The sequence below is a fragment of the Aquimarina sp. RZ0 genome (genome assembly GCF_008370685.1).
Taxonomy (GTDB): domain Bacteria; phylum Bacteroidota; class Bacteroidia; order Flavobacteriales; family Flavobacteriaceae; genus Aquimarina.
Genome location: NZ_VTZU01000022.1, coordinates 1 through 23,495, shown reverse-complemented (window position 1 = coordinate 23,495; position 23,495 = coordinate 1). Strand labels below are relative to the sequence as shown.

General features: G+C 34.4%; 21 protein-coding genes and 1 pseudogene. 2 read left to right on the top strand and 20 right to left on the bottom strand.

Going from position 1 to position 23,495, the window contains the following annotated elements:
- Positions 1-510 precede the first annotated feature (510 nt).
- The 3 genes from cobN to F0000_RS09985 are packed head-to-tail and all read right to left on the bottom strand — an operon-like array spanning position 511 to position 7,210.
- On the bottom strand, positions 511-4,257 hold the full coding sequence (gene cobN / locus F0000_RS09995) for a cobaltochelatase subunit CobN (protein ID WP_149624583.1): 3,747 nt from the start codon (positions 4,255-4,257) through the stop codon (positions 511-513).
- A complete protein-coding gene (locus F0000_RS09990) occupies positions 4,248-5,537 on the bottom strand; it encodes a cobyrinate a,c-diamide synthase (RefSeq protein WP_149624582.1) in 1,290 nt (429 codons plus the stop codon). Before F0000_RS09990 ends, cobN begins: the two co-directional genes overlap by 10 nt.
- 8 nt (positions 5,538-5,545) lie before the next feature.
- Positions 5,546-7,210: an AAA family ATPase gene (locus tag F0000_RS09985; protein WP_149624581.1), complete on the bottom strand. Its 1,665-nt coding sequence runs from the start codon at positions 7,208-7,210 to the stop codon at positions 5,546-5,548.
- Between the two features lie 60 nt (positions 7,211-7,270).
- Between F0000_RS09985 and F0000_RS09980 the strand changes: the two genes are divergently transcribed.
- Positions 7,271-7,834 (top strand): N-acetyltransferase, encoded by a 564-nt coding sequence (locus F0000_RS09980; RefSeq protein WP_149624580.1) that lies wholly within the window; start codon positions 7,271-7,273, stop codon positions 7,832-7,834.
- 88 nt (positions 7,835-7,922) lie between these two features.
- Here F0000_RS09980 and F0000_RS09975 read toward each other — a convergent pair whose 3' ends face one another.
- The 16 genes from F0000_RS09975 to F0000_RS27710 form a co-directional block, all read right to left on the bottom strand.
- Complete coding sequence (locus F0000_RS09975) at positions 7,923-10,133, bottom strand: AAA family ATPase (protein ID WP_149624579.1); 2,211 nt, start codon at positions 10,131-10,133, stop codon at positions 7,923-7,925.
- A gap of 36 nt (positions 10,134-10,169) precedes the next feature.
- Entirely contained in the window at positions 10,170-10,397 is a 228-nt protein-coding gene (locus F0000_RS09970) for a hypothetical protein (RefSeq protein ID WP_149624578.1), read from the bottom strand.
- An 18-nt stretch (positions 10,398-10,415) separates the two neighbouring features.
- Positions 10,416-10,781: an excalibur calcium-binding domain-containing protein gene (locus F0000_RS09965; protein ID WP_149624577.1), complete on the bottom strand. Its 366-nt coding sequence runs from the start codon at positions 10,779-10,781 to the stop codon at positions 10,416-10,418.
- Positions 10,782-10,808: 27 nt separating this feature from the next.
- Positions 10,809-11,060, bottom strand: coding sequence for a DUF4236 domain-containing protein (locus F0000_RS09960; protein WP_149624576.1), 252 nt, complete (start codon positions 11,058-11,060; stop codon positions 10,809-10,811).
- A gap of 91 nt (positions 11,061-11,151) precedes the next feature.
- Positions 11,152-11,496: a YegP family protein gene (locus F0000_RS09955; RefSeq protein WP_149624575.1), complete on the bottom strand. Its 345-nt coding sequence runs from the start codon at positions 11,494-11,496 to the stop codon at positions 11,152-11,154.
- A gap of 274 nt (positions 11,497-11,770) precedes the next feature.
- Positions 11,771-13,195 (bottom strand): NAD-binding protein, encoded by a 1,425-nt coding sequence (locus F0000_RS09950; protein ID WP_149624574.1) that lies wholly within the window; start codon positions 13,193-13,195, stop codon positions 11,771-11,773.
- Positions 13,196-13,234: 39 nt separating this feature from the next.
- Positions 13,235-14,155 carry a hypothetical protein gene (locus F0000_RS09945; protein WP_149624573.1) on the bottom strand — a complete coding sequence of 307 codons (921 nt, stop codon included), beginning with the start codon at positions 14,153-14,155 and terminating at the stop codon, positions 13,235-13,237.
- Positions 14,156-14,262: 107 nt separating this feature from the next.
- A complete protein-coding gene (locus tag F0000_RS09940; RefSeq protein WP_149624572.1) occupies positions 14,263-15,519 on the bottom strand; it encodes a hypothetical protein in 1,257 nt (418 codons plus the stop codon).
- A gap of 122 nt (positions 15,520-15,641) precedes the next feature.
- Positions 15,642-16,025, bottom strand: coding sequence for a DUF6804 family protein (locus F0000_RS09935; protein WP_149624571.1), 384 nt, complete (start codon positions 16,023-16,025; stop codon positions 15,642-15,644).
- Positions 16,022-16,774: a toll/interleukin-1 receptor domain-containing protein gene (locus tag F0000_RS09930; RefSeq protein ID WP_149624570.1), complete on the bottom strand. Its 753-nt coding sequence runs from the start codon at positions 16,772-16,774 to the stop codon at positions 16,022-16,024. Before F0000_RS09930 ends, F0000_RS09935 begins: the two co-directional genes overlap by 4 nt.
- A 5-nt stretch (positions 16,775-16,779) precedes the next feature.
- A complete protein-coding gene (locus tag F0000_RS09925) occupies positions 16,780-17,139 on the bottom strand; it encodes a hypothetical protein (protein ID WP_149624569.1) in 360 nt (119 codons plus the stop codon).
- Positions 17,140-17,195: 56 nt separating this feature from the next.
- Positions 17,196-18,152, bottom strand: coding sequence for a caspase family protein (locus F0000_RS09920; protein ID WP_149624568.1), 957 nt, complete (start codon positions 18,150-18,152; stop codon positions 17,196-17,198).
- A gap of 22 nt (positions 18,153-18,174) precedes the next feature.
- Entirely contained in the window at positions 18,175-18,981 is an 807-nt protein-coding gene (locus F0000_RS09915; RefSeq protein WP_149624567.1) for a hypothetical protein, read from the bottom strand.
- An 800-nt stretch (positions 18,982-19,781) separates the two neighbouring features.
- Positions 19,782-20,435: a response regulator transcription factor gene (locus F0000_RS09910; RefSeq protein ID WP_149624566.1), complete on the bottom strand. Its 654-nt coding sequence runs from the start codon at positions 20,433-20,435 to the stop codon at positions 19,782-19,784.
- Between the two features lie 13 nt (positions 20,436-20,448).
- Positions 20,449-22,545 (bottom strand): tetratricopeptide repeat protein, encoded by a 2,097-nt coding sequence (locus F0000_RS09905; protein ID WP_149624565.1) that lies wholly within the window; start codon positions 22,543-22,545, stop codon positions 20,449-20,451.
- Between the two features lie 93 nt (positions 22,546-22,638).
- On the bottom strand, positions 22,639-22,812 hold the full coding sequence (locus F0000_RS27710) for a hypothetical protein (RefSeq protein WP_188112081.1): 174 nt from the start codon (positions 22,810-22,812) through the stop codon (positions 22,639-22,641).
- Between the two features lie 199 nt (positions 22,813-23,011).
- On the opposite strand from F0000_RS27710, the gene F0000_RS09900 reads away from it, so the two are divergent.
- Positions 23,012-23,233: a hypothetical protein gene (locus F0000_RS09900; RefSeq protein ID WP_149624564.1), complete on the top strand. Its 222-nt coding sequence runs from the start codon at positions 23,012-23,014 to the stop codon at positions 23,231-23,233.
- 153 nt (positions 23,234-23,386) lie between these two features.
- Here F0000_RS09900 and F0000_RS28260 read toward each other — a convergent pair.
- Positions 23,387-23,495, bottom strand: a pseudogene (locus F0000_RS28260) (IS1595 family transposase); the annotation flags it as partial.

Sequence of the window (23,495 nt, the reverse complement as noted above, 5' to 3'; positions counted from 1 at the left end):
ACGCTTTATGTCGTTGTTTTTTAGTTTTCGTCGATTCTTTTTAAAGATTCATAGTTGGTTTTTTATCGATTATATTTTAGTTATCGCAACAGCATAAATATAATCACAACCTTATATTTAAGTTTTTTCCTTCACGAGCTGTAATATATTGTTTGATTATTCGGGGTTCATTATCCTCTGTTGGTTCTATATTGAGCACTGGAGGCTGTCACTTACTGGTCGTCCTGTATAATCGCAGTTTTGAAAGAATCCGAAAAAGAAATCCAAAACTCGAAATTCAGTATCATCGACAATCAAAGTAACTCGTGTGCTTGTAAATATTTGATTTTAAGGGATTAAAAGTGAATTAAGCTAAAGTTTGTGCGCTATATATTCCCTGATTATTTTTGAAATAAAAAAATCATTTCAATGAATTTATACGAATTTTTCAATCACAAATCGTATTAATAGTACTGTAGGAGCAGGTTACTCTTAGCAGTAAACTACCTCGTGTGCTTGCCCCGAGGTAGTTTACTCTATCAACCCTTCACCTTCCAGATATAGATTTTCTAATTGTTGTTTGATCTCATCAGACGGATTTGTCCACATGCCACGCTGTATAGCTTCCAGTAGACGTTCGCTCATATCTTTTAATGCCCAGGGATTGTTTTGCTTAATAAATTCTTTATTCTCGGGAGTGAGTAGATAGCTTTCTGTAATCCCTTCGTACATAAAATCATCGATAAGATTGGTAGTTGCATCATAGGCAAAGAGATAATCCAGTGTCGCTGCCATCTCAAAAGCACCTTTATAGCCATGACGTTGTACGCCTTTAATCCATTTAGGGTTAATCACCCGCGATCGATACACTTTTAATAATTCTTCTTTTAGAGTTTTTACTTTTGGGGTTTCTGGTCTGGAGTTATCACCAAAGTAAATTTCGGCAGCATCACCTTTTATCGTCTTTACAGCATTTGCCAATCCACCATGAAATTGATAATAATCATCGCTATCTAAAATGTCGTGTTCTCTATTGTCTTGATTTTGTAGTACAATCTGCATCGCTTGTAATCGATATTGAAAAGATTCGTGGGCGGATACGCCTTTTTTAGAATTTCCGTAAGCATATCCACTCCAATTGATATATACGTTGGCCAAATCTTCTTGTGTTTGCCAGTTTTTCTCATCAATCACTGCCTGTAAACCTGCTCCATACGCACCGGGTTTGGATCCAAAAACACGGTATAAGGCTCGCTGTGAAGCTTCATTCTGCGGTAACCCTTGTGCTTGCCATTGTTTTTGTTCTGATAAAAAGCGTTTACGGATTGGATTCTCTTCTGCCGGTTCTTCCAGATTTGCCAATCGTGTAACTACAGTATTAAACAGGTTGATCACATCTGGAAAAGCATCCCTGAAAAAGCCAGAAATACGTAGCGTGACATCGACTCGTGGTCTTTGTAATTTGATCAAAGGTATGATCTCAAAATCGGTTACCCTGCGATTGGCATTTTTCCAAATAGGGCGTACCCCCATTAAAGCAAATGCCTGAGCAATATCATCTCCTCCAGTACGCATGGTAGATGTTCCCCAGACAGAAATCCCTATAGTTTCCGGATAATCCCCATGTTCCTGCAAGTACCGATCAATGATTAGTTGTGCACTCTTTTCTCCTAGTCGATAGGCAGTTTCGGTAGGAATGGTACGTACATCTACAGAGTAAAAATTTCTCCCTGTTGGTAATAAATCAACGCGTCCGCGTGTGGGTGCTCCCGAAGGCCCTGAAGGGATGTAATGTCCATTCAGCCCATGAAGTAGTAGATCCAGTTCATCGGTAGTTTTTTCTACTTTTAATAAGGTTTCAGACGTTATATGTTCTATCATTTGCAGTGTTAACGGATATCTTGTTGATTGTTGATTTTCCTTTATATAAGCAACCAATAAACGCTTCACAATACTTTCTAATTGAGCCACTACCTGTCCTGCTGTTTTGCAAAACACTTCTTCGATTGTAAGTTCCATAACCTCCGTATATGGAATCTCTAATATATTTTCTTTAATACCCAGATCTTCGGCTAGTAACTGTGTAATTCCTTTTTGTCCATATCCCGGTACACGATGCAATGCAATTAATAGATCGATCAATTGTTCATCAACGGGTGCTTTCCCAAAAATATGTAATCCATCTCTGATTTGTGCTTCTTTCAACTCACATAAATATCCATCCAGTTTTACCAGTAATTCGTTTACATCATCAGAGGAGATCCCTAAATCCACATTCAGTTTGGTGTCTTTAACCAGTTGTGCAATTTCTTTTTCTAAAGCGCGAGATCGTTTAGGGTCTAATGAAGCAGCTTCATAATACTCATCTACCAGATGTTCTAATTTCATCAGGCTACCATAGCTTTCTGCTCTCGTCATAGGCGGAATAAGGTGATCAATGATCACAGCTTGATTTCTTCGTTTTGCCTGTGTGCCTTCTCCGGGGTCATTAATAATAAAAGGGTAGAAGTGAGGCAGCGCTCCGAATATTGCAGCAGGAAAACAAGTTTTAGGATCTAGAGATACACTTTTTCCTGGTAACCATTCCAGATTTCCATGTTTTCCTAAATGGATCACCGCATCAGCTTGATAGTTATTCTGTAACCAAAAATAATAAGCTAAGTATTGATAAGTAGGAGGCAAGTCAGGAGAATGATAAATGGCTTGCGGATCCTGATTATATCCTCTGGAAGGTTGTATACTCACAAAGATATTACCCAATAAAAATCCTGAAACTATGAATCCTTTTTCTGTAAAATAGGGATCATCTTCTGGGGAGCCCCATTGTTCGGTTACTTTATTTTTAAGTTCATCTGATAAGGTCGAAAAACATTGCTGGAATTCTTTATAATTAAATAGCAATGCATGAGGTCTGGTCATCGTTGTGGTAACATCATTGGTGGTTACTTGTGTAATCCAATGCATGATCTCTGTTCCGCTTTTTGGTAATTGCTCACCCACATGATATCCTTCAGCTTTAAGCGCATCTAATAAAACGATACAGCTTTCGGGAGTATCAAGTCCTACTCCATTGGCTAAACGACTATCTTTATTGGGATAGTTAGGTAAAATGACTGCAATTTTCTTTTCACGATTCTTTTTGGTTTGTAAACTTGTCCATCGTTGTGCCAGTTCCGCCATAAATTCGCAAGCAGGAATATAAGCTTCATATTTTAGGATAGCACTATCTGTAAGTGTATCTTTTTCTATTTCTTTTTTAAAAGAAACTGCCCGACCAATAATACGCCCATCAATTTCTGGTAACGCCACATTCATGGCAATATCTGTAGGTGGTAATCCAAAAAGGCCTTTTTTCCACACTTCTTTATTGGTGGTAGAAAATATAGCCTGTAACACTGGTATTTTCAGGCTTTCAAAAATAAATTCGGAGCCATCCATAGGCTTTATGGTAAACCCTGTTGTATTGATGATCGTATGTACCTCGCGCTTTCCATGGTGCGTCATTAATTGCTGTACTTGCTCTAATAAGGTTGCATCTCTCAGGTTGCTTGCAAACACAACAAAAGCATTCATTCCGCGAGTTTGTAAAGCCTTACTGATTGCTGTTATTGGGGCTACATTATCCGATAAATAATGTGTGCGATATGCTAATAAAACTACATTGGGTCTTGAAATATCCAGGGAAGCTTCTAAGGTTTCCTGAGAAAGTATTCCAGCATCAGAAGTATATAAGAAGACATCAGCAATTGATTGCGCTGAAGCAACCGTAATTTTGGTGTCAAAAAAGATATAACGTAAATAATTTAATAAAGCTACCGAATTTTCTTTTCCTCCTTCTTGTAAATATTGCCTGCATTGGTGCACAACCTGTATGTCTGCACCTGATAATTTCATCAGTTCATAATCGGGTTCATGCGCGGGTAGAAACAATACTGTAACTCCTATACGTTCTTGTAACGCTTCCAAGGATTCTACGAGGTATTTATAATAACTGATACCTCCCAGCATACTACAGACAATTACCTTTGCTTTTTCAAGCACTTCTTCGAGATAGGTGTCAATGGTTAATTCTTGTTTTAGGTATACCAAATTGGTCATACGCAAACTTGGTAAGGTATCACCATCGGTTTCATACAATTGTTTGTATGCCTCATTCATCGTATGAATCTCGGTATCCCCGGCACTTAAAAACACGATGTCGCCAGGCTGTTGCTCTATATAAAAAATTTCATCATCATTGGGATTCCACCCACCTGGTATAGTTGCTACTAAATGCATATGTTTTCTTGTTTTAACGCTGCCCAATACAAATGAATATAGCTTGCGTACACGTTTTTATACGTATATATTTTTGTGATTACTTCCTTTTCTCTTGCAGAAAAAACGTGCCCTATTTTAGAAATGCTATCATCATTAGATACGCTCGAATAATGAAATTCGTGTCCCCAAATTTCTAAATCATTCCATACTACTTTTCGATATCCTAAAGACAATTTTTTGTTTTCCATAGAAGTCGTAAACGGAAAAACCTGTGCCATTGGATAGGCAACTCCTGATTCATCAATAATACTTTTTCCCAGATACATCATCCCGCCACATTCTGCATAGATAATCACACCTTGATCTGCCGCTGCTTTTATCTGAGTACACATTGCTTTATTTTCGGATAGCTTTTTAAGATGTAATTCTGGGTAACCTCCTGCCAAATAAATATAATCAGCATCAGGAAGTTTATGATCATGTACCGGACTAAAATAAACGATAGTACCCTTATCTTCCAGCCATTTTAAGTTTTCTACATACGTAAAACTGAAAGCTTCATCGTTGGCTATTGCTATTATTTTGTTAGAATTAAGTTTTTTTTCTCCTATTTCTTTCTGAAAACGTTCTATTTCTTTAGCTACTTCTATTATTTGGGGAATAGAAATATGAGTTGCTATATGAGAAGCGGCTTTTTCAACAACCGTTTCAAAAGTATCTTCAATATGCAATCCTAAATGACGAGACGGAATAGTAATTTCATTGTTTGGAGGAATGTATCCTAATGAAGGTATTCCAACGGCATCGCAAGCATCCTTGAGAAAGCTGTAATGCGATTCTGTTTTTATAAAATTAAATAGTACACCTGCTATTTTTACATTTGGATCAAAGGTTTTTAATCCGTGCAAAATAGGAGCCATGGTGTATGCCATACTACTGGCATTGACAACAAGAATCACAGGAATATCTAATAATTTGGCCAATGCAGCAGAACTCCCCTGATCTTTTACGGCGCCATCAAATAAGCCCATAACACCTTCAATAATACTAATATCTGCTTCTTGTTGATAGGTGTTAAAAAGCGTTATGACATGTTCCTCTGGCATCATCACAGTATCCAGATTGATGGCTGCTTTTTTTGCAGCTCTACTATGATGGATCGTATCAATATAATCAGGGCCACACTTAAAAGCTTGTACTTTAAACCCCTGATTTGTTAACCAGCGAGCTAGCCCAAGTGTGAGTGTTGTTTTTCCGGAATTACTCCAGGGAGCTGCTATTAGAAAAGCTTTAGACATATGATCAGTTAAAAATCAGAAACGGCTGCATACTCCAGTTGTAATAGGTGTGCCAATTGTTTTGCTTTACCTAATTTCACAAAACTACTCTCGGTATCAATTATTGTCGTTTTTAGCACTTTACTCAGATGTTTTTTATAGGTATTGATCGCATATTGAAATGGTTCTGTACAACCTGTGTTTGCTTTTCCATCTGTAAAAACAAATAATTGGGTGAGTTGAGGGTTTAGAGATCTTAAAAGTTCATATACTTTAAAAAAAGCAGCACCTAAGTTAGTTTTTCCACCAGTTCTTAACTCATAATTCAGATTAGTAATCTGTTTGGTATTTGTAGTGAATTCTTGTAATATTTTAGCGGTTGTATCTTGTAGTGCCACCATAGCATAGTGTATTTTTTGTGATGGATATGCGTGAATCGTTTTTTCGATAATTCCTTTGATATATCCCATTTGTTGGCCCATCGCCATAGAAGCACTGGTATCTATCAAAAAGATGATGCGAACCATCGATTTCTCAGTAAATTGCTTATATATGGGTCGAAAACTACCTGTTTTTAGATATGTTTTTACGGATTTTAGAATAGCAAGATCAGTCTGTTTTTGAGAAGGATAAGCTACTGGTGAAACTTTGTTAAGAACATCCAGTTTTATTTCTTGCTGTTTACTTTTTTTGGGAGCAGAGAATTGCAATCCCTGTTGTACTGCTTTGGGTAACTGAAATTCGGTAGTATTAGAAGACTGCTCCTCAGTTGCTTCCTGTTCTTGTGAATTTTTGCTTTGGTCATTCTGATCGTTAGGATCTTGATCAGATGGTGGTGTATACTCTTTAGCGCGATGCTGCAATACAAAAGGGGCTATTGTATCTACCATTTCCGGGCTTACTTCTGTTTGATTATGATAAGCGGCGTATGCTCTCGCAGTTTTGAGTAACAGAATATCTGCCCGCATTCCTTCTACTTGATTTGTAATCGTAAGTGCGGCGCATTGTTCCTGTACTTTTTCTGGAATTTTGATCGTATGTATTTGTTGTTTTGCAAAAAGAATATGTTCCTTGATAGCCTGCTCTTCTTTTTCGAATTGCAGATAGTATGCTGTTGGATCACTATCAAACTGAAGTCGCTGCATAGCAATCTGAGAACGTACTTTTTTATCTGTTGGAGTGGCTATGGTAACACTTAATCCAAACCGATCCAGTAATTGTGGTCTCAAGGCACCTTCTTCTGGATTCATAGTGCCTACCAGAGAAAAGCGACTGTCCATCCATTGAGAAATACCTTCTCGCTCGAGATGATATCCACCGGTAGCAGAAGCATCCAGCAATACATCCATCAGGTAGTCATTAAGTAAATTAATCTCATCAATATATAAAAATCCTTGATGCGCCTGCGTCAATAATCCTTTATCGACAACAGTTGTTTTTTGATTTATTAAAGCTTCCAGATTAATACTCCCTAGTACCCGATCTTCTGTAGCTCCGATAGGTAAATTAACAAATGGAAAATCGCCTCCCATCAGCTGACTTAATCCGCGAACCATGGTTGTCTTAGCTGTTCCCTTATCTCCTGTGGCGAGTACCCCACCAATACTGGGGTCAATCAGATTGAGTAATAAGCATAATTTTAAATCTTCCTGAGCTTTTATCGCAGTAAAGGGATAGGTATATGTTGGTTGCATTTGTATCTTTGTATGATATGGTAAAAATACGGAATTCTGTGCAACAACTTATAATTTCATATGCGGGTAGCTACTCTAGAAGATAAATCCAGAATTGTTGATATTATTAGCCACTCTTTTGATAAGAATACATCTATTAATTATATAGTAAAGCAAGATGCTAACAGAGAAATAAGATTAAAAAAATTAATAGAATACTGTTTTTTATATGGGTTAAAATTCGGTAAAATATTTATTTCAGAAGATGAGAACGCTGCGTGTATTATTTTATATCCAAAACTTAAAAAATTCAGTTGGAGTACTGTTATTTGGGATTTGAAACTGATTTTTGAAGTAATAGGGTTAAAAAAAGTGCCTAAAGCTTTGAAAAGAGATCGATTGCTGAAAAGTAAACATCCCGATCATTGTTTTGTTCATTTATGGTTTATAGGTGTTGACCCTAATCATCAAAAAAAAAGAAAAGGAAGCAAATTACTAGAGGAGGTAGTGACATTTTGTGGCACTACCCCAATATATCTCGAAACTTCAGTTGCATCAAATATAGTTTGGTATCAGCGTTTTGGTTTTGAAACTGTAGAAACCATTGATCTTGGTTATACCTTATATATTCTAAAAAAATGCTAGTATGTATACTAATAAGATTAGATACTACTTACTTAACTTTAATAGATAGATTTTAATAAAATTAAGAATGCATCTCTAAAATTGCATTTTAATCATCTTCACTTTTTATTTCCATCATCATATTGTAATGCCCTTTATTTTCTGTATGAGTAAATATGTTCTTAAAGACGACCAAATATCTCGAAATAGTTTCTTCTGGAGTTTCAACAAACAAATCATCAGGGAAAGTATGTGATCCTTCATTTGTCCAGCTTAAAAGAGATCTGCAAATGCTTTTTTCTTCAGCAGAAGAAAATTTATCAACCAAAAAATCATTCCTTTTGTTTCCTAAAATATTAAAGAAGTTTTCCAAAATCCTTCTCATAGTATTCTGAATTGTTATTCCAGAGCTTTTTTGCCATTCTTTTATTTCTCTCCATAGTAATTCATAGGATGATTTGATCGGATTTTTTTCTCCATAACTTTGTATTGTAGATCGATTTTGATTTTTTCGGATAATCCAATAAAGAGCTTTTTCGCCTCTATCTTTTCTATCTTCATAAGATACTTCTTTATGGAAATAAATGTTATGCGTTAAAACAATGATTTGTTTAATATTTCCTTTTCCTGATTTTATGCCTTTAATAATTTCTTTTATAAGAGTACTGACAACAAATAAGATGTTACTATCCAAGCTACAAATAGGGTCGTCTATAACGAGAATTCTTTCATCAGTTACAGTATCTTCACTCTCTCCTCCTTTTGCTAATTGAAGATAATATAAAAAAGTAATAAATGTAATTTCTCCTTCACTCAATGTTGTTTCTGCAATGGTACCATCTTCTCGTTTAATCTGATAAAACCCTTCGTCATCGGCGGGCACGATTTTAAAATTAGTAAAACCATAAGTTTTTAGTAATCTATTTATTTCATCAATTGTGGGTTGAATACTGGTAACATTTTTATTCAGATTTTTTATTTCAGAGTTTAGTAAATTAAAATCCTTTAATTTTGCTTCTATTTTACCGTTTAATGAATCTATACCTTTTTGAAATCCTTTATTTTCGGTATTAAATTTTCCTAGCTCGGTACTAAATTCATCTGCGATATATTTCCATATGAGTTGGATGAGTTTTTCTTTTTCAACTTTAAAATTTACAACAATATCATTGTGTTTTTTTATCTCAAAATTTGCATCTGTTATCAAGCCTGAAATCAGTTCTAATTGCTCTTTTAATTTTACTAATTCAATGCTTCTGCTGGGTTCTTTAATTTTATTGTTTAACAGTTGATTATTAGTAGTACTCAGGCTGATTACTGTTTTAAGACAGGCTGAAAATTTTTCGATATTAAGTTTTGTGTCGCTTAAACTACGTTGATTTGATTCTATAGTATTTAATTCGTGAATCAGGTTAGAAGTAAGTAGATTGTATCCTTCTTTCAATTCCTTAATCAGTTTTATATCTTCTACAAATACGTCATCAAAAAAACTGTCTAATTGGTTCTTGAAATCTTTAGTAATTGTCTTCTGTTGACAAAATGGGCAGTTTTTATCGTCCTGAATATAAGTGCGACCTTCATTTACCCAGTCATTGATATTCAGCTTTTGGATAAGTTTTGCTATATCTACATCAGATTTACCCACAATTATTTTTTGCCAAATAGGAGTATTCTCTATTTCGAGTATTTTGTTAAATTCAATTTCATTTATTGAAAAAATACTTTGTGGGACTTCACCAAAAATTGTTTTAGCTTTTGCTTTAAGAGAATCAAATGTACTTATGGGAGAAATATTATTTGTAGATTCCTGCAATAACCTGTCTTTAAATTTTTCTTTACTAATTGAACCTACAAAGGCATCTTTAAAAATGGGTTCATATTTTTTGTAAATTTTTTTCCATGAAAATTCCTTAAAATCTAACATCAGAGTTTCCTTTTTCTGAATCTGAGATTCTAGAGTTTCTCTCATTCTTCTTTCATCTGCTTTTAAGGTTTTAGAAATTTCTATCTTCTCTTCAATAGTTTTTATTTCTTCATTTGTAGCTTCTCCAAGTGTAAAAATCCCTCCAAGTTTTCCTTTACCAAAGTTTCGGTTTCTAAATTCTTTATTGTAGACTAATGTTTTTATTTCCTGAGTATTTTCTGTCTCTAATGTGCAGTCTTCATATTTTGTATCTTTCGGATTCTGTAAATAATTCGATATGGTTGTTTTCCCACATCCATTGGCTCCATATATGAAGTTTATTTTTTTTAAATTATCAATTTGAGCCCCATCCGTATCATAAGTAGCTACCTGTTTCAGGTTTATTTTTTTTATCATTTCTTTAGATTTAATTGATTCATAATTATTAAGAACCTAATCCTCCCACCCGCATAGGGTTCTGCCTTTGTTTGTAGCTTCTTTGAGGCATACCTTGTAGATTCGGGTCGAACATCTTTTGAGTCCACGACAATTTTTACGGTGATGATATTTTTTACTTCTCGGTCCTTTACAGATATACACATCTGTATCTGATGATCTGATCGGAACTGCTGTTGTTATGGTTATTGCAAAAAATAAAGAGGAGATAAGTGTATTGATCATAGGTCTTGTTGTTTATCATTAGTTACACATACATCCTTCGCCTACTTTCCATTGGCAACAGGGGTCTTGTATGCATGCTGCTTTTCTTTTTCCGGAACATCCGCAGTTTGCTGTAGTAAGACAATCAGTAGTTGCGGTGCCTAAATGTTCGCAGGCAATACCATCATTATCGTGATCCAGATCATTTCTGCATTCAGGATCGGCATCATAGGCAGCCTGTGCTGCTTGCTGAGAGCTGTAATCCGAACAATTGGTATCTATACATAGTACGGATGGTGTATTGTTATTCACAGGAATACTGCTATCTGGCGGTGTGCATCCATTAGAAATAGATAAGAGTACTAATAGTATTAGTAAAGGTTTTATAAGAGTTTGATTTTTCATAGGTATACAAGAGGTATGATGATAGGTTTATAGAAGATAGAAGAGTATAGAAAATGTGGTGAAAGGAATACTGATAAGCAGCATACAAAAAAGCAAACATCCTTTTCCTTTCTTAAAAGATTTTCTATAAGATAGTCCGGGAATTCCGGTTCTGATGCTATAGCCTCTGGAGCTAATAGAACCAATTTTGGATCGGAAACTGGTAGAAATTCCGGATTTACTAATATTCAATCCTATTCCTTTACCCAGCCTGATGCGTTTATGATATTTAAAAGCCATGTGTATCTTGCCTATTGATGATTAGGTTGCTCAGGAAAAAGTTGTTTTTCTTCGAGAGCAACCTTTAGTATTCACAATTACAGCAGTGTCCCTATACCGTTACCGTTGCATCTTCGATACTCGCTATTGGAGCATTTTTTTTCACAGAGGCGATACCATTTTCTCTTGCAGCTTTGGTGGTATATAGTTCGCTTTTTCCGATAGGTTCTCCATTAGCAGCCTTTAGTATAAAGAAGAATTGTCCGTTTTTAGCCTCTTTGCGCTCATATCGATCATCTATGATTGCATTTTTTTGTACCGAGGTAATTCCTCCTTTACATCCTTGCTTTGTGGTGTATAGTTCACTGGTTAAGATTACCTGCCCATTTAAGGCATGAAGGTTAAAGAAAAATTGATCATTACTACTTTCTTTGATTTGAAATTTTGGATTACTCATTTTTTAATAATTTTGATTATTGATTAATTTATAGTTCAAATTTCGTAGATTACTATAGGGGAAACAATCGTCAGATTTTAGTAGATTATATCCTCAGAATTGGGGATTTTTACTCGATGATCATCGTTTAAATGTTCTGTGGTTTGCCTCGAAGTTTACTTTTAACAATTTAAAAGATGCGTTGTGCTACGCATCCAGTAGCGGTTTGATGAGATTTTTTATAAAAAAAGCAACTCTTTTTAGAGTTGCTTTACAGGCTATGTTAGCGTGTTTGTCAGATATAAATGAGTTGACATTGATCCGTTACCATAGTGGCATTACGAGGTGATATATGTGATTTGTTTTGAGCATCAATGATGCCCAGAAAAGTTTTATCCAATTCTATAAACCGCTGTTTCACTTTTTTTACCTCAACAGCTTTGGTAAATGCCAGAGCGGCTAGTGTTGTTGTCTGAATGCCCGATTCTTTTTTGAGGTCAAAAAGATCATAAAACAAATTTGATATGTTAGGTGTTTTTATGCAATTACTAATGATTTTGGCATCTATAAGTTCTTTGTAAATGATTTCATCTCCATTAATTTTATCTTGTATGATTTCTGCATTTTGAGAATCATTGATTTCTGCAATGGTATGTACATGAGGTGCCATTTTTTCTATATGAAAGATCGTCATTACAGTTCTTAAATCAATATCTCGGATCGTATCTGATTCTTTGGATTCTCCAAATACAATGGCATTCTTTGCTTTGGTAATGTTTACTTTTTCCAGGCTTTTATATTCGGTATAATCGGCATGTACATAGATTACTCCAGAGATGTCCTCGATAGTTTTTGTAGTGATTAATACTACCTGATTATGATTTCTCCTTTCTCGTAACAGATCTTTGATTACATTCTGTGATGATTTGGTATATCCGCAAATCACTGTATGGTTGGTTAGGTTTAGTTTTTGTATTTTTCCGGTGGTGATCGTATCCATAAGTATTTTGATTTTATTGCTAATGATTGAAATAAAGAAGCCAAATATGGCTATGTTAGAAATGAGTAAGAAACTAGAGAGTATTTTGCCAATAAAGGTAGTTGGCGTATCATCTAGTAGTTCTATTGTTTTTAATGCATATAGTAAACTATCGGTATAAGAATTAAAGTCTTTACTGGCTGTACTTTCTGTAATGTATAATCCTAATGAGGTGATGAGGATTAGTGTAATGGTAGCGCTAAAAAACAGATAAAAGACACGATTCTCTTCTCGCATTCCTTTTAGGATAATGATGAGTTTATGAATGTCTCTAATAATTTTGAACGCTTTAAGAAGCCGAATGAGTCTTATTAATCTAAGATAGCGAAGCATCCTAAACATTTTGAAATAGTTGATTGTAGGTATGATGGCCAAAAAATCAATGATAGAAGACCATTGGAGCATCCATTTTATTTTTTGTTTTATGGCATATATCCATCCTTTTTCTTTGTAGTCTTTTCTAAAATTACTACAGATATAGAAACGTGCCAGATATTCTAAAATGAAAATAATAATGATGCCTTCATCTATTAGTGACAGGCTATAGGGTAATGATCCAAGTATGCTTTCAAAACAAAAATCTGAAATAGAGATAAAAATAATAACAACAAGAAAAAGATCCACCAAATACTTTTTTGGGTTTTCATTGTTTTCTAACCAATAGTGTAGAAATATTTTCATAAGTAGGTAGTTTTGATATATGAAAAAATGGTTTTGCTACTATTTTCTATACAGTATAAAATCGTTAATAGCCTCTTTTAGATATACTGTAGCATCTGTACTTTTAATAGTATAATGATCAATCCCCATTTCCTGAAACCATTGACTCCAATAGTGCGTGATAATCTCTTCTGCGTTTGGATTTTGATTATTATTTTTATGGATGCCCAATACAAGAACTTCCAGATTTTTTAAGGTATCTTCTTGCTTCCATAGGATTCCCATATCTTTTTCTTTTGCATAGGTTTTCCAATCGTATTGATATAGTGCTGAGGTGTTGATTATTTTTTGATTGATATAGCTGGTTCTGTTTTCAACTTTTAGAAAATCGCCTTTGTGATATAAATATCCATCTGTAAAAATGATAAGGATATTTCTATGGCATTCTTTAATACAATTATCAGCCGCTTTATTCTTAAAGAACCTCCAGATAGCGGCACCTTTTTTTGTTTCTGGGTTTTTCTGAGCCCATTCATACAAGAGAGGTGGATATTCTGCATAGTTTTTCTCAATGGATTCCATCACTTTTTTTGAAGAATTTTTAGTGATATCGAATTTTAATTTTTCAATAACCTCGTGGGTTTTATTCAGTGACGGATTAGGTTCAAAAAAAACGTTGATACGGTCTTTTAATTGATTAAACCTTTTCTTCATAATGTGATCTTTGAATATTTGGGCAATACTCATCAGGTTCCGAATATCGTTTTCTTTTTGATCAGGAGCCTCAATCCTGTCAGAGAGATCTAACAGGACGCTTATATTTAGATTATTGATGGTATTGTCGCAGATATATTTGGGAAATTGAGCAGTAGTGATCTGCCTATGTAGTTGCCCAGAAGGTGCTGCACTCTGCCCATATTGGTTATGGCAGCTTAGCAGAATACTTAAAAAAGCGATACGGATATTAGAGAAATAATTCATTTTTTTGGTTGTATTAGTGTTAGCTCTTCTTGACTATTTCCTAAAAAAATAAAAGCCAGGATGAGTTCTATTTTAATAAAAATCGTTGTTGGGTGGTAGGTGATATATTATAATGCCTTGGTAAATACCTTGTTTTGGTAGTCATCAGCAACCAGATCCAATGCTTGTATATGTGATTGATAGGTAATGCTGCATTCGTTGAGCAGTTTTGTTTTTTGTTCTTGCCCGATAGGAAGTTCTGCGGCAATATATTTTTGCCAGCCTTTTAGATATTCTATAGCAAATACTTTATAATTCTGGATAGGCAGGATAAAACCGTCAATGATACATTCTAATTCTTTTAATCGTACTTTGTTAGAGTCGCTTTCTTCTTCAGCTTGCTCTAGTTTTTCCTGTATTTTGGTAAGTTGTTTGTTTTTTTGTTGTAGTTTTTCTGTATGGTTTTTTCTAAAATAAAGTAGTGCATCTCTCTTGCTGTTTTCTATCATAATCATATCAAAGACAAGCCCCCAAACGATATAAGAAACAAAACCGGCAAATATGATCAACCAAAAGGTAGGATCCAGAAAAGCTCCGGATAGGGTGAACTCTGGAGAATCAGGTGTTTTATTAAAGTTGTATTCTTTTTGATCAATGAGATATGCCAGAATCGCATCAAAAGAAAAGGTAATGATAAAGAGGAGTGCAACTTTGATATAGCCACTCCATTTTTTCTGACTCCAGAGCATATGAATCAGGTATCCAAGTGAAAAGAATACAAAAGGGATTAGCAATATAAATCCTGCTTCCATCCATCCTGCCTCATAGGCTCTTGTTAATGCTTGTGCTTCAAAAATGGTTTGAAAAAGGCTGACATTGGGGTCGAATTCCTTAAAAAAAGCAGAATATGCCGTAGAGATATAAAAGATACCGATATATAAACTCAACGGGATTATGAGAAATACACCTAACCATAATTTTATATTGGATTGCGGTTTCATCTTTTCCAGCGTTTCCTGATTGTTGATCGTCATCACTCCTTCCTGATGAAGTGTATTGATTTCGGATTGAGCTTCTTCCTGCGTTTTTTTTATTGTTTTTATTTCTTCTTCTGTATGGGATGTTTTTATCCGCAGACTTTCCTGCTCAATAAGATAAGGCTGCTTTAGTTTTTCCTGTTCAAAAGTATCTTTTTTGGTTTTTGTAAAGAATTGCTCATAGAGTGTTTCCAGAGATGCTTTTAGATTCGGTGTTCTCCCGCCGCAAGCTTTGGCATCTTCATAGGCTACACCAGATTGGTTTCTGGTCTCTATAGAGATTCCGTTTTTAGGTGCTGAATCCGATTTTTCTTCTTTCTTTTTAGTGAATTGTTGTAGTATTTCCATGGTCGTTGTTTTTTATAATAGATTGATATTTAATAGCTATGATGCTGTATATGTTATTCGTTATAAGATTAATAGGGTCGTACCTGTTTTGTTATATGATTATTTTTTAATGTATATCTAGATTAATAGATTTTATCTCTATGATATCGTCGGATCGTCTGTTTATGCTTAGTTTTTTCTTCTTTTTTCGGTTTAGGTTGGTAAAAATCCATTAGAAATAATAGCGCAACCAATAGATCTATCCATATCCATTTGAATTTTTGATAGAGATAAATTGGAACATAAGGATTGAAGAGTATGGCAATGATCAGAAAAATTGCTGCCCATAGATATTCTTTTGCGATACTACTTCTGATGATTACGTGAATTGCACCTAGCGTAATAAAGGCTCTTAGAAATGTATAATAGACTATCGGGAAATAGAAAATACCAAGAACCAATACTATAGCACATGCCATTGAGGAATATGTAGTTACAGACGATATTTTTTTTGAAACCTGTTTCATTGTATGTTGCTATTAATGATATGAAGAGATCTATCTATTTGCTGATTCCATTTTACATATGATCTTTTGTTCTGGATATCGAAATCTTTTTCCAGGCGTTCTTTTAATAAGATCAGTTGTGATTTTTTATTGATAGACATTCCTTGGGTTGTCGGGAAAACTCCTTGTACATCTTCTCCCTGAAAAGGAGGGATATACATAGGGATATGCTGCTGAGTTAATATCCACGCAGCTCCCATTTCACAAAGACAAGTTCTGCTGCTGAAGAAATTCTGAGACAATACAAATAGTACAAGGGTATTGCCTTGTAATTCGTTTTTTAACACTTCTAGATAATTAGAACCTAGAGGGTTTCCATATCCTTCATAAGAACTGCAAAAAATCAAGTTACTATAGATACCAATCGTTTCTAGAATGTTGATGATTTCCTGAACGTAAATCAAATCTTTTTTAGAATGACTAATGAATATTTTCTTTGGTTTAGTTGGCAGAGGGACATTGGGTTTTTTGGGTGTACCTGTAGGTGTTACGAATATACCTCTTATGTGTTCATTGTTTTGTATACGAAGTAATACTTGTTCTTCTTGTTCTTTTAATATCCTTGTTAGACTCGATCTTTTTGCTATGGTATTCTTGGATATATCTACCTGATAATCGTTCATTTTTTTTACCATTTCGCTGGTTGTGTATTTTGCAAACAGATATAAGGAAATTTCCTGTGCAAGAGCATTTTTTTCTACGATGTTCATAATTTCTATAAATAATAGGATTTTAGTTTTCTTTTTAAGGGTGTTGGGATGCTATAGCTTTCTATTAAACAGAATACTTTTAATACGGTGTTTAATTTTTTTGTAGTAATGTCTTTTTCAATTTTGGATCTGTAATATTGTATAAAGAGCCATTCTGCCAGTATAAAAGAAAGTACTCCGATGAATAACAATGATTTTATACCTAATTCCATATGCTTATTGAATCCTAATACCTTAAGTGTATGTGTAATTGCAGAAGCTCCTTTATAGTCTGTATTCTCTTTAAGGATATAAAATAGTAGCTGTGGAATTCCTATCGCAATCAAAAAGCTGATCCATTTATGGGTATAGAATGTATTTTTCATTGATATATTCGTGATTAGTTGATATCGGATTACCAGAATTCTCCTGAGACAGGGTATTACAATTGTTTTTTACTGACTAAGTCCCAATAAAATTTTCCCAAAGAGGTTAATTCACAAGCTTTACTATCTTTTGCTGCATCATACATAAATAAGGTGTCTACAGGTAGTAAAAGTCCATTAGTATGAAACATTCTGAGGTGTTTCATAATTTCTTCAAATACTTCGTTTCTGGGTGATATGCTAGCCTCGTATAATGGATTGAGTTGAAGTTTTTGCTCTTTTTCTTCAAAATAAACAGGTAGTTCTCTCAGAATTTCCAGTGGTATTTTTGGCGGGCAATATCGCAACGAAGCCATTTTAGAGATATGGGATTTAAACACAGGGCGCTGCTCCCAGGAATTCAATAATTGATCAGCAAAGTAATAAATACCGGCTACGGTTATGTTTCCCAGAATATCTGATGCACCTCCATTCATCGCTTCATAAATAATAGTGGTAAACAACCCTGATCCATTTCGCTCTACAGAATACTGTGTGTCTCTACTGGAAGAAAGCACAGAAACCCCTTCTCTCAACACCGCTTTTCGATTACCAAATTCTAAGGAATTCCCGAGCTGTCCGCTATGACAGGCATCCAGTATAATAATGGCTTCTTTTACCTTAGAAGTATTTGCCATAGTGATGATCTCCTGTAATGAAACGCCTTCATTATATTTATGGGCATCTTGCGTTACTATATAACTGCCAATATCATTGGTTGCTCCGTGACCAGAAAAATAAAGTACTGCAATCTCTGCTTCCTGATGAAACAGGTTATGAATATTTTTTTTTAGTTTGGCAACGGTGATCGGGTATTTGGCATCTTCTGAACTAGTGAGTAGTTTGCAATCAAAATTTGGAGAACCATCTTCGTGAGTTGCCAATGCGCTATTTATTTTCTCGGCATCCTTGATACATCCTTTTAGGGGTGCATTTTTATAGTGATTAATGCCTATGATCAGTGCTCTTCTCATATTTCTTATTTTTGATTGGTTTTTAATGTGTATGTTCTTCTAATATTTCTGAAACAGAGATAGGAACTAACTTTAGAGGGGTGGTTTTTACATCCTCATGGATAAAAGCCTCTTTTTTATATGCGACATCAAAAGTTTCTTTTTCGAATTTCATGAGATCCATAAAAACGGTTACCTCATCCGACCAGTCTTTGATTAAGAGATCACCTTTTTGCTTACTAATATGAATTTTGGCACTTGCTTTTAAAGTACCTAAGCTGCCGGATTGTAATCCTTGCACATCACCACCAAGAGTGATTTCTGATTGTTCACTATTGGATTGTATGATTAATGCTTTTTTGGCAATCGTAACAGAAGTAACAAGAAAGGTATCTTCCCATACCATCTTTTTTCCTCTGGTATTGATTTCATTTTCCAGAGCGGTAATGTCTTCTAATGAGGTTTTATAGCAATGAAGTGCAAAGAAACAAATAGCACCTTCTGCAGATAGGCTGATATGCAATTCTCCTTTCCCCTGAGGAAAAGCCTCATTGCCAAAATCTGCTTGGACTCCAGTATTCAACTGGAAATTTACTGCCTGCTTGCTGGTAAAACGATAGGAATCCGGAGTTTTGGATTTTTGGATTGGCATCGAATAGATTCCTAAATTTTTAAGACTGGTAATTTTCTGAAAACTTCCCAGCGGCGCTGCTTTTTGGAACAGTCCTCTTTTCCCGAAAGGAAAGCTGAGAATATCACCTACCTCGACTTCTTCTCCGGGAAGATAGATGGCAATCTTTCCTAATTCTCTGGCAACCTCCTTAGAATATTGTATTTGTAAACTTTTCATTGTAAGTGTATTGGTTATTTATACTTACAAAATTGGGATTATAAAAACTCCTGTAAAACCATAGTAGTATGGAAATTGTATCCTCAGAATTGGGGATATTTTAGTGTTTTATTGTTGGTAACTGATCATAAGCTTGTGGACTCTAATTAGAGGTAATACAATTCTCGAATGAAATTATCTACTAACATGATTTCTTTTTGTTCCACATGTCGTACTAAAAAACAATTTGATTCAGTTTACTCGATAATCGAGATTTAATACGATTTATAACTAAAAATTTCGCATATTCATCGTTTCTTTTTCCTTTCTACTTCGTTTAAAAAATAAACCGTAGCTATAGCTATGCTTGATTTTTTTGCCTTGCATAAAGAAAAAATAATTCAATGAATTTATACGAATTTTTTAATCACAAATCGTATAAGAGCTTGTTTAAAAGCCTTACTTCTTGAAAACAAATATTTTAAGAACCGTGAGGTTACTTCAAATTAATGTAAATATCTCGATATACTCATAATTTGAAGTGTACTCAGAACCTCAAACTATTGATTTTCAACTTGTATTCTTTTTAAACATACTCTAAATGCTCCGAGTCTTGCCTCGAAATCGATTTTTTTTTCTAATAAATGCCTCCTGGGCCTAGCCTGAAGTAGTTTACGGTGATTTTATCTAAGAATTGGCAGGAGTCATTTTTTTATCGCGAAGAGAATCAAAATGACATGATTTTTTAGACACAAAAAACACTCTAATACGATTCGAAAAGAGTGTTTTGCGCTTGACTGACCAGGTTTGATGTGTATTCTCTACAACGTATATTTATTCTTGATAGCAAATTTGATAAGTCCTTTCGTTGCATTTTCTACCTGTGTTTTCTCTATTAGATTGCGTCGATGTGTTTCTACAGTGCTATGTGCTATGCAGAGTTGATCTGCAATCTGTGGCGTTGTTTTTCCTTCGGCAATTAATTGTAGTACATCTATTTCTCTTTTGGTCAGTTGGACTTCAGTTGATGTACTGTTCTTTTTTTTTCGCACACCGGATCGTAAGGTTTTATTAGCTTCTTTGCCATAATATTCTTCACCGCCAGCCAGCGTCTGTAGTGCTAATTCTAATTCTTCGGAACCTCTGTTTTTAAGAATATATCCATCTGCTTCTATTTCTATAGCTTGTTGTACAAATTCTGGAGTGTCATACATCGTGAGAATTAGTACTTTTATATCTGTGTATTGTTCCTTGATAATTTTAGTGAGTTCGATGCCGTTCATAATGGGCATTTCTATGTCCAGAATGATAATATCTATCGTTTTTTGCGCTAATAAGGTCAAGGCTTCTTTTCCGTTGAGTGCTTCACCAGCAATATGAATAGCATCGCTGCTTTTTAGTAAAGAACGGATGCCATCGATGACAATCTGGTGATCATCTACAATGAGAACATGGATAGGTTTTGTGAGTGTCATAGTATCTGTTTTTTTATAGGTTCTTGGGTATATCGATTGTTACTGTTGTGCCGTTTCCTCTACCAGAATCAAAGAGTACTTCTCCGTTCAGATTTTCTACTCTGGATTGTATCCCTTTAATTCCCATTCCAGAAAAGGTATGGATATGCGTGGTATCAAAACCATCACCATTATCAATGACTGTAATATTGATGATGGCTTCTTTTTTTAATAATTGAATGCTGATTTCTGTGGCATTGGCGTGTTTTAAGATATTGCCGATTAATTCTTGTACAATGCGATAGATGCTTATTTCTAATTCATTGTCTACTCGATCATCAAATCCATAATCTATGAGTTCTACCTCTATTTTAGCAGCATTTTCTACATTGTTTTTTAATTCTTGCAATGCAGGGATTAAGCCAAATTTAGTCAATACTCCCGATACCATATTATGCGATATTTCTCTTACTGCTACGCAGGCTTCATCTAATAATTTATTTGCCTGATCATATTGACCTTTGGCATCTGATTTCATTTTTTCGAGGTTTTCCTCTACAGATTTATAATGAATTTTGACAACAGATAGCATGCTCCCTAATCGATCGTGTAAATCCTGAGCGATGCGTTTTCGTTCTTTTTCCTGCCCATCAATCATGGCATGAATCGATTTGAGCTCCTGAGATTTTAATAATTCTTCTATTTCTGCTTGCTTTGTTTTTTCTTTCTGTAGGACTAATTGATTTTGTTTTTTGAGGCGATAGCTTCTAAATAATGTAAAAAATAATAGGGTAAGCAGGATACATCCTGTAATCAAAGCGATCAATTGGGTTGTTTTTCTTTTAATTTCTGCGGTTGCGGTTGCTTTTTCAGCCTTTAGAATTTTGTTTTTATTTCGTTCTTCACTTAATAACTGCATCGCGGCTTCATGTTGTCTGGCTTGTTTTTCTAATTGATTCCTAATAACAATATGTTCTTCATTGTAGCGGCTTGCATTTTGATAATCTTCTGATAGTTCATAGACTTTACCAATTCCAGATAAAATATCCAGTACCCGATACTCTCTTTTATGTTTTTTGGCGAGTGCTAAGGCTTTAAAATAGTAGTCTAGCGCTTCGCTGTATTGCTTTTTTTTCTTGTATGCCCTTCCTATATTATGATAGGTGTCTATTAATTGTAGTTCATTCTTATTCTGTTGTGCAATAGCAATACTTTTTTGATAATACGCTATGGCTTTGTCAAAATGATCTCTCATTTCTTCAACTGATCCAATATTATTATAAATGGGAGCCAGTTTTTTGATACCAAGTTTTTCTTTTATCACTAAACTTTGCTTAAAATAAGTGAATGCAGTATCCAATTTTTTCATATCATTGTATGATCCTCCTAAATTTAGAAGTATACTGGATAATTGTATAGAATCTTGTAGTGCTATACAGAGTTTTCTACCTTTTTCTAGTATGATTATTGCTTTTTGATATTGCTTTTGATCATTATAAAATGCCCCCAGGTTTTTATAAGCTTTGATCAATCCTTTTGTATCCTGTATGGAATCACTAAGATCAATACTTTTATGATAGTATTCTAATGCTTTTATAGGTTCATTTTTAGTTTTATATAAAACTGCAATATTTCTATAAATTCGAGCGATTTTCTTTTGACTATTTAGTCGTTTTTGGATAAGCAAGCATTCGTTATACAATACTATTGCTTTATTGTAATCTTGTTGTTTTCTATAAAGTATTGCTAATTGTATTTTTGCTCTTCCAATCCCTGATAAATTTTGCTCTTTTTCTTCTAATGCTAGCGCTTTATTTAAATTCTCTTTTGCGACTTCAAGACGATTATTAATCAGGTAAATAGTTCCTTGTCGAATATAACTGGTCGCCAGTTCCGGTGCATAATCTAATACATTACTTAGCTCCTCAGCTTTTTTTGCATATGCGATTGCCAAAGAATCATTAGTATACATATACTCCCAGGATAATTCATTAAAGGTTTTGGCAAGTTCGATTCCTTCTTGTGCCGATACTAGTTGTGTAAGGCTATCAATGGTTTTAGCAGGTTGACTTCTCACCAAAAAACTAAATAGCATAAAAAGATAGCATAAAAAATTGATTGTTTTTGTCATATAACAGCATACTATATTAATAGTTACTAAAAAAAAGATAAAAAGCTTTCTATACACTTTTAAAGATATAGAAAGCTTTTTGTGTATTGAATTTTATTTAAAGATATTTTCCCCAGGTTTTTCATTATCTTCCCCTTCTTCATTTGAGGTAGAGGCCTCTCCATCAGGTTTAGGAGTGTCTATGTCTTTAGGATCGTGAAAAGAGTTGTCCTCAATAAATGGCTTAAAAATCTCTTGTTTCTCGGTGTTTTCTTTTTGGTTTTTCATTGTATGTTATTTTTAAATTATGATTAATACAAATCTCAGGGATATCAGGATGTGATACAATCATCAGAAGTAGGTGTATCGTATCCTCAGTTTTGTGGATTTTGAGTAAAGAAAGGAAAAGAATAGGCTTAGTTTATCAGTGCAATGGGGAGAAAGTAGTAAAAAAATCAAAAAAATAATGGTGACAATATACTGTCTGATGACATTAATAAAAAACAAACCTGAAGTCGAAAAGGTATCAGAGCAGACAAATTTTAAAAATAAACAGTATACGAAATATGTATTTGGACTCTTACTGATGATTATCTCAGGAGTATTTTTATCAAGTTATGAAAAGGACTTAGTAACAGATTTTGAGGTGTACTCTCCAGATGGGGAGCCTTCTGTTTCAAACGAAGAAGAGGATGAAGATATAAAATAATCGGTAGAAGCTACAAGATAGGAGGATAGCTAATCAATTCCTTTGGGTAACTCCAGAGGAATTGGTCTTTCATACCAGATCAGTAATCTCTATGTGTATATTTTAGTAGTGATATGCTGTGTTATACATATATAAATATAACTATCTGATAGTTTACACATTTCCCATTTTTTTGCTAGCTACCACTGCTATGATAGCCCTGTCGAATATGGATTCAAAGTATCTTCTATTGAATTTATAACAATATTCATCCAGATATCTC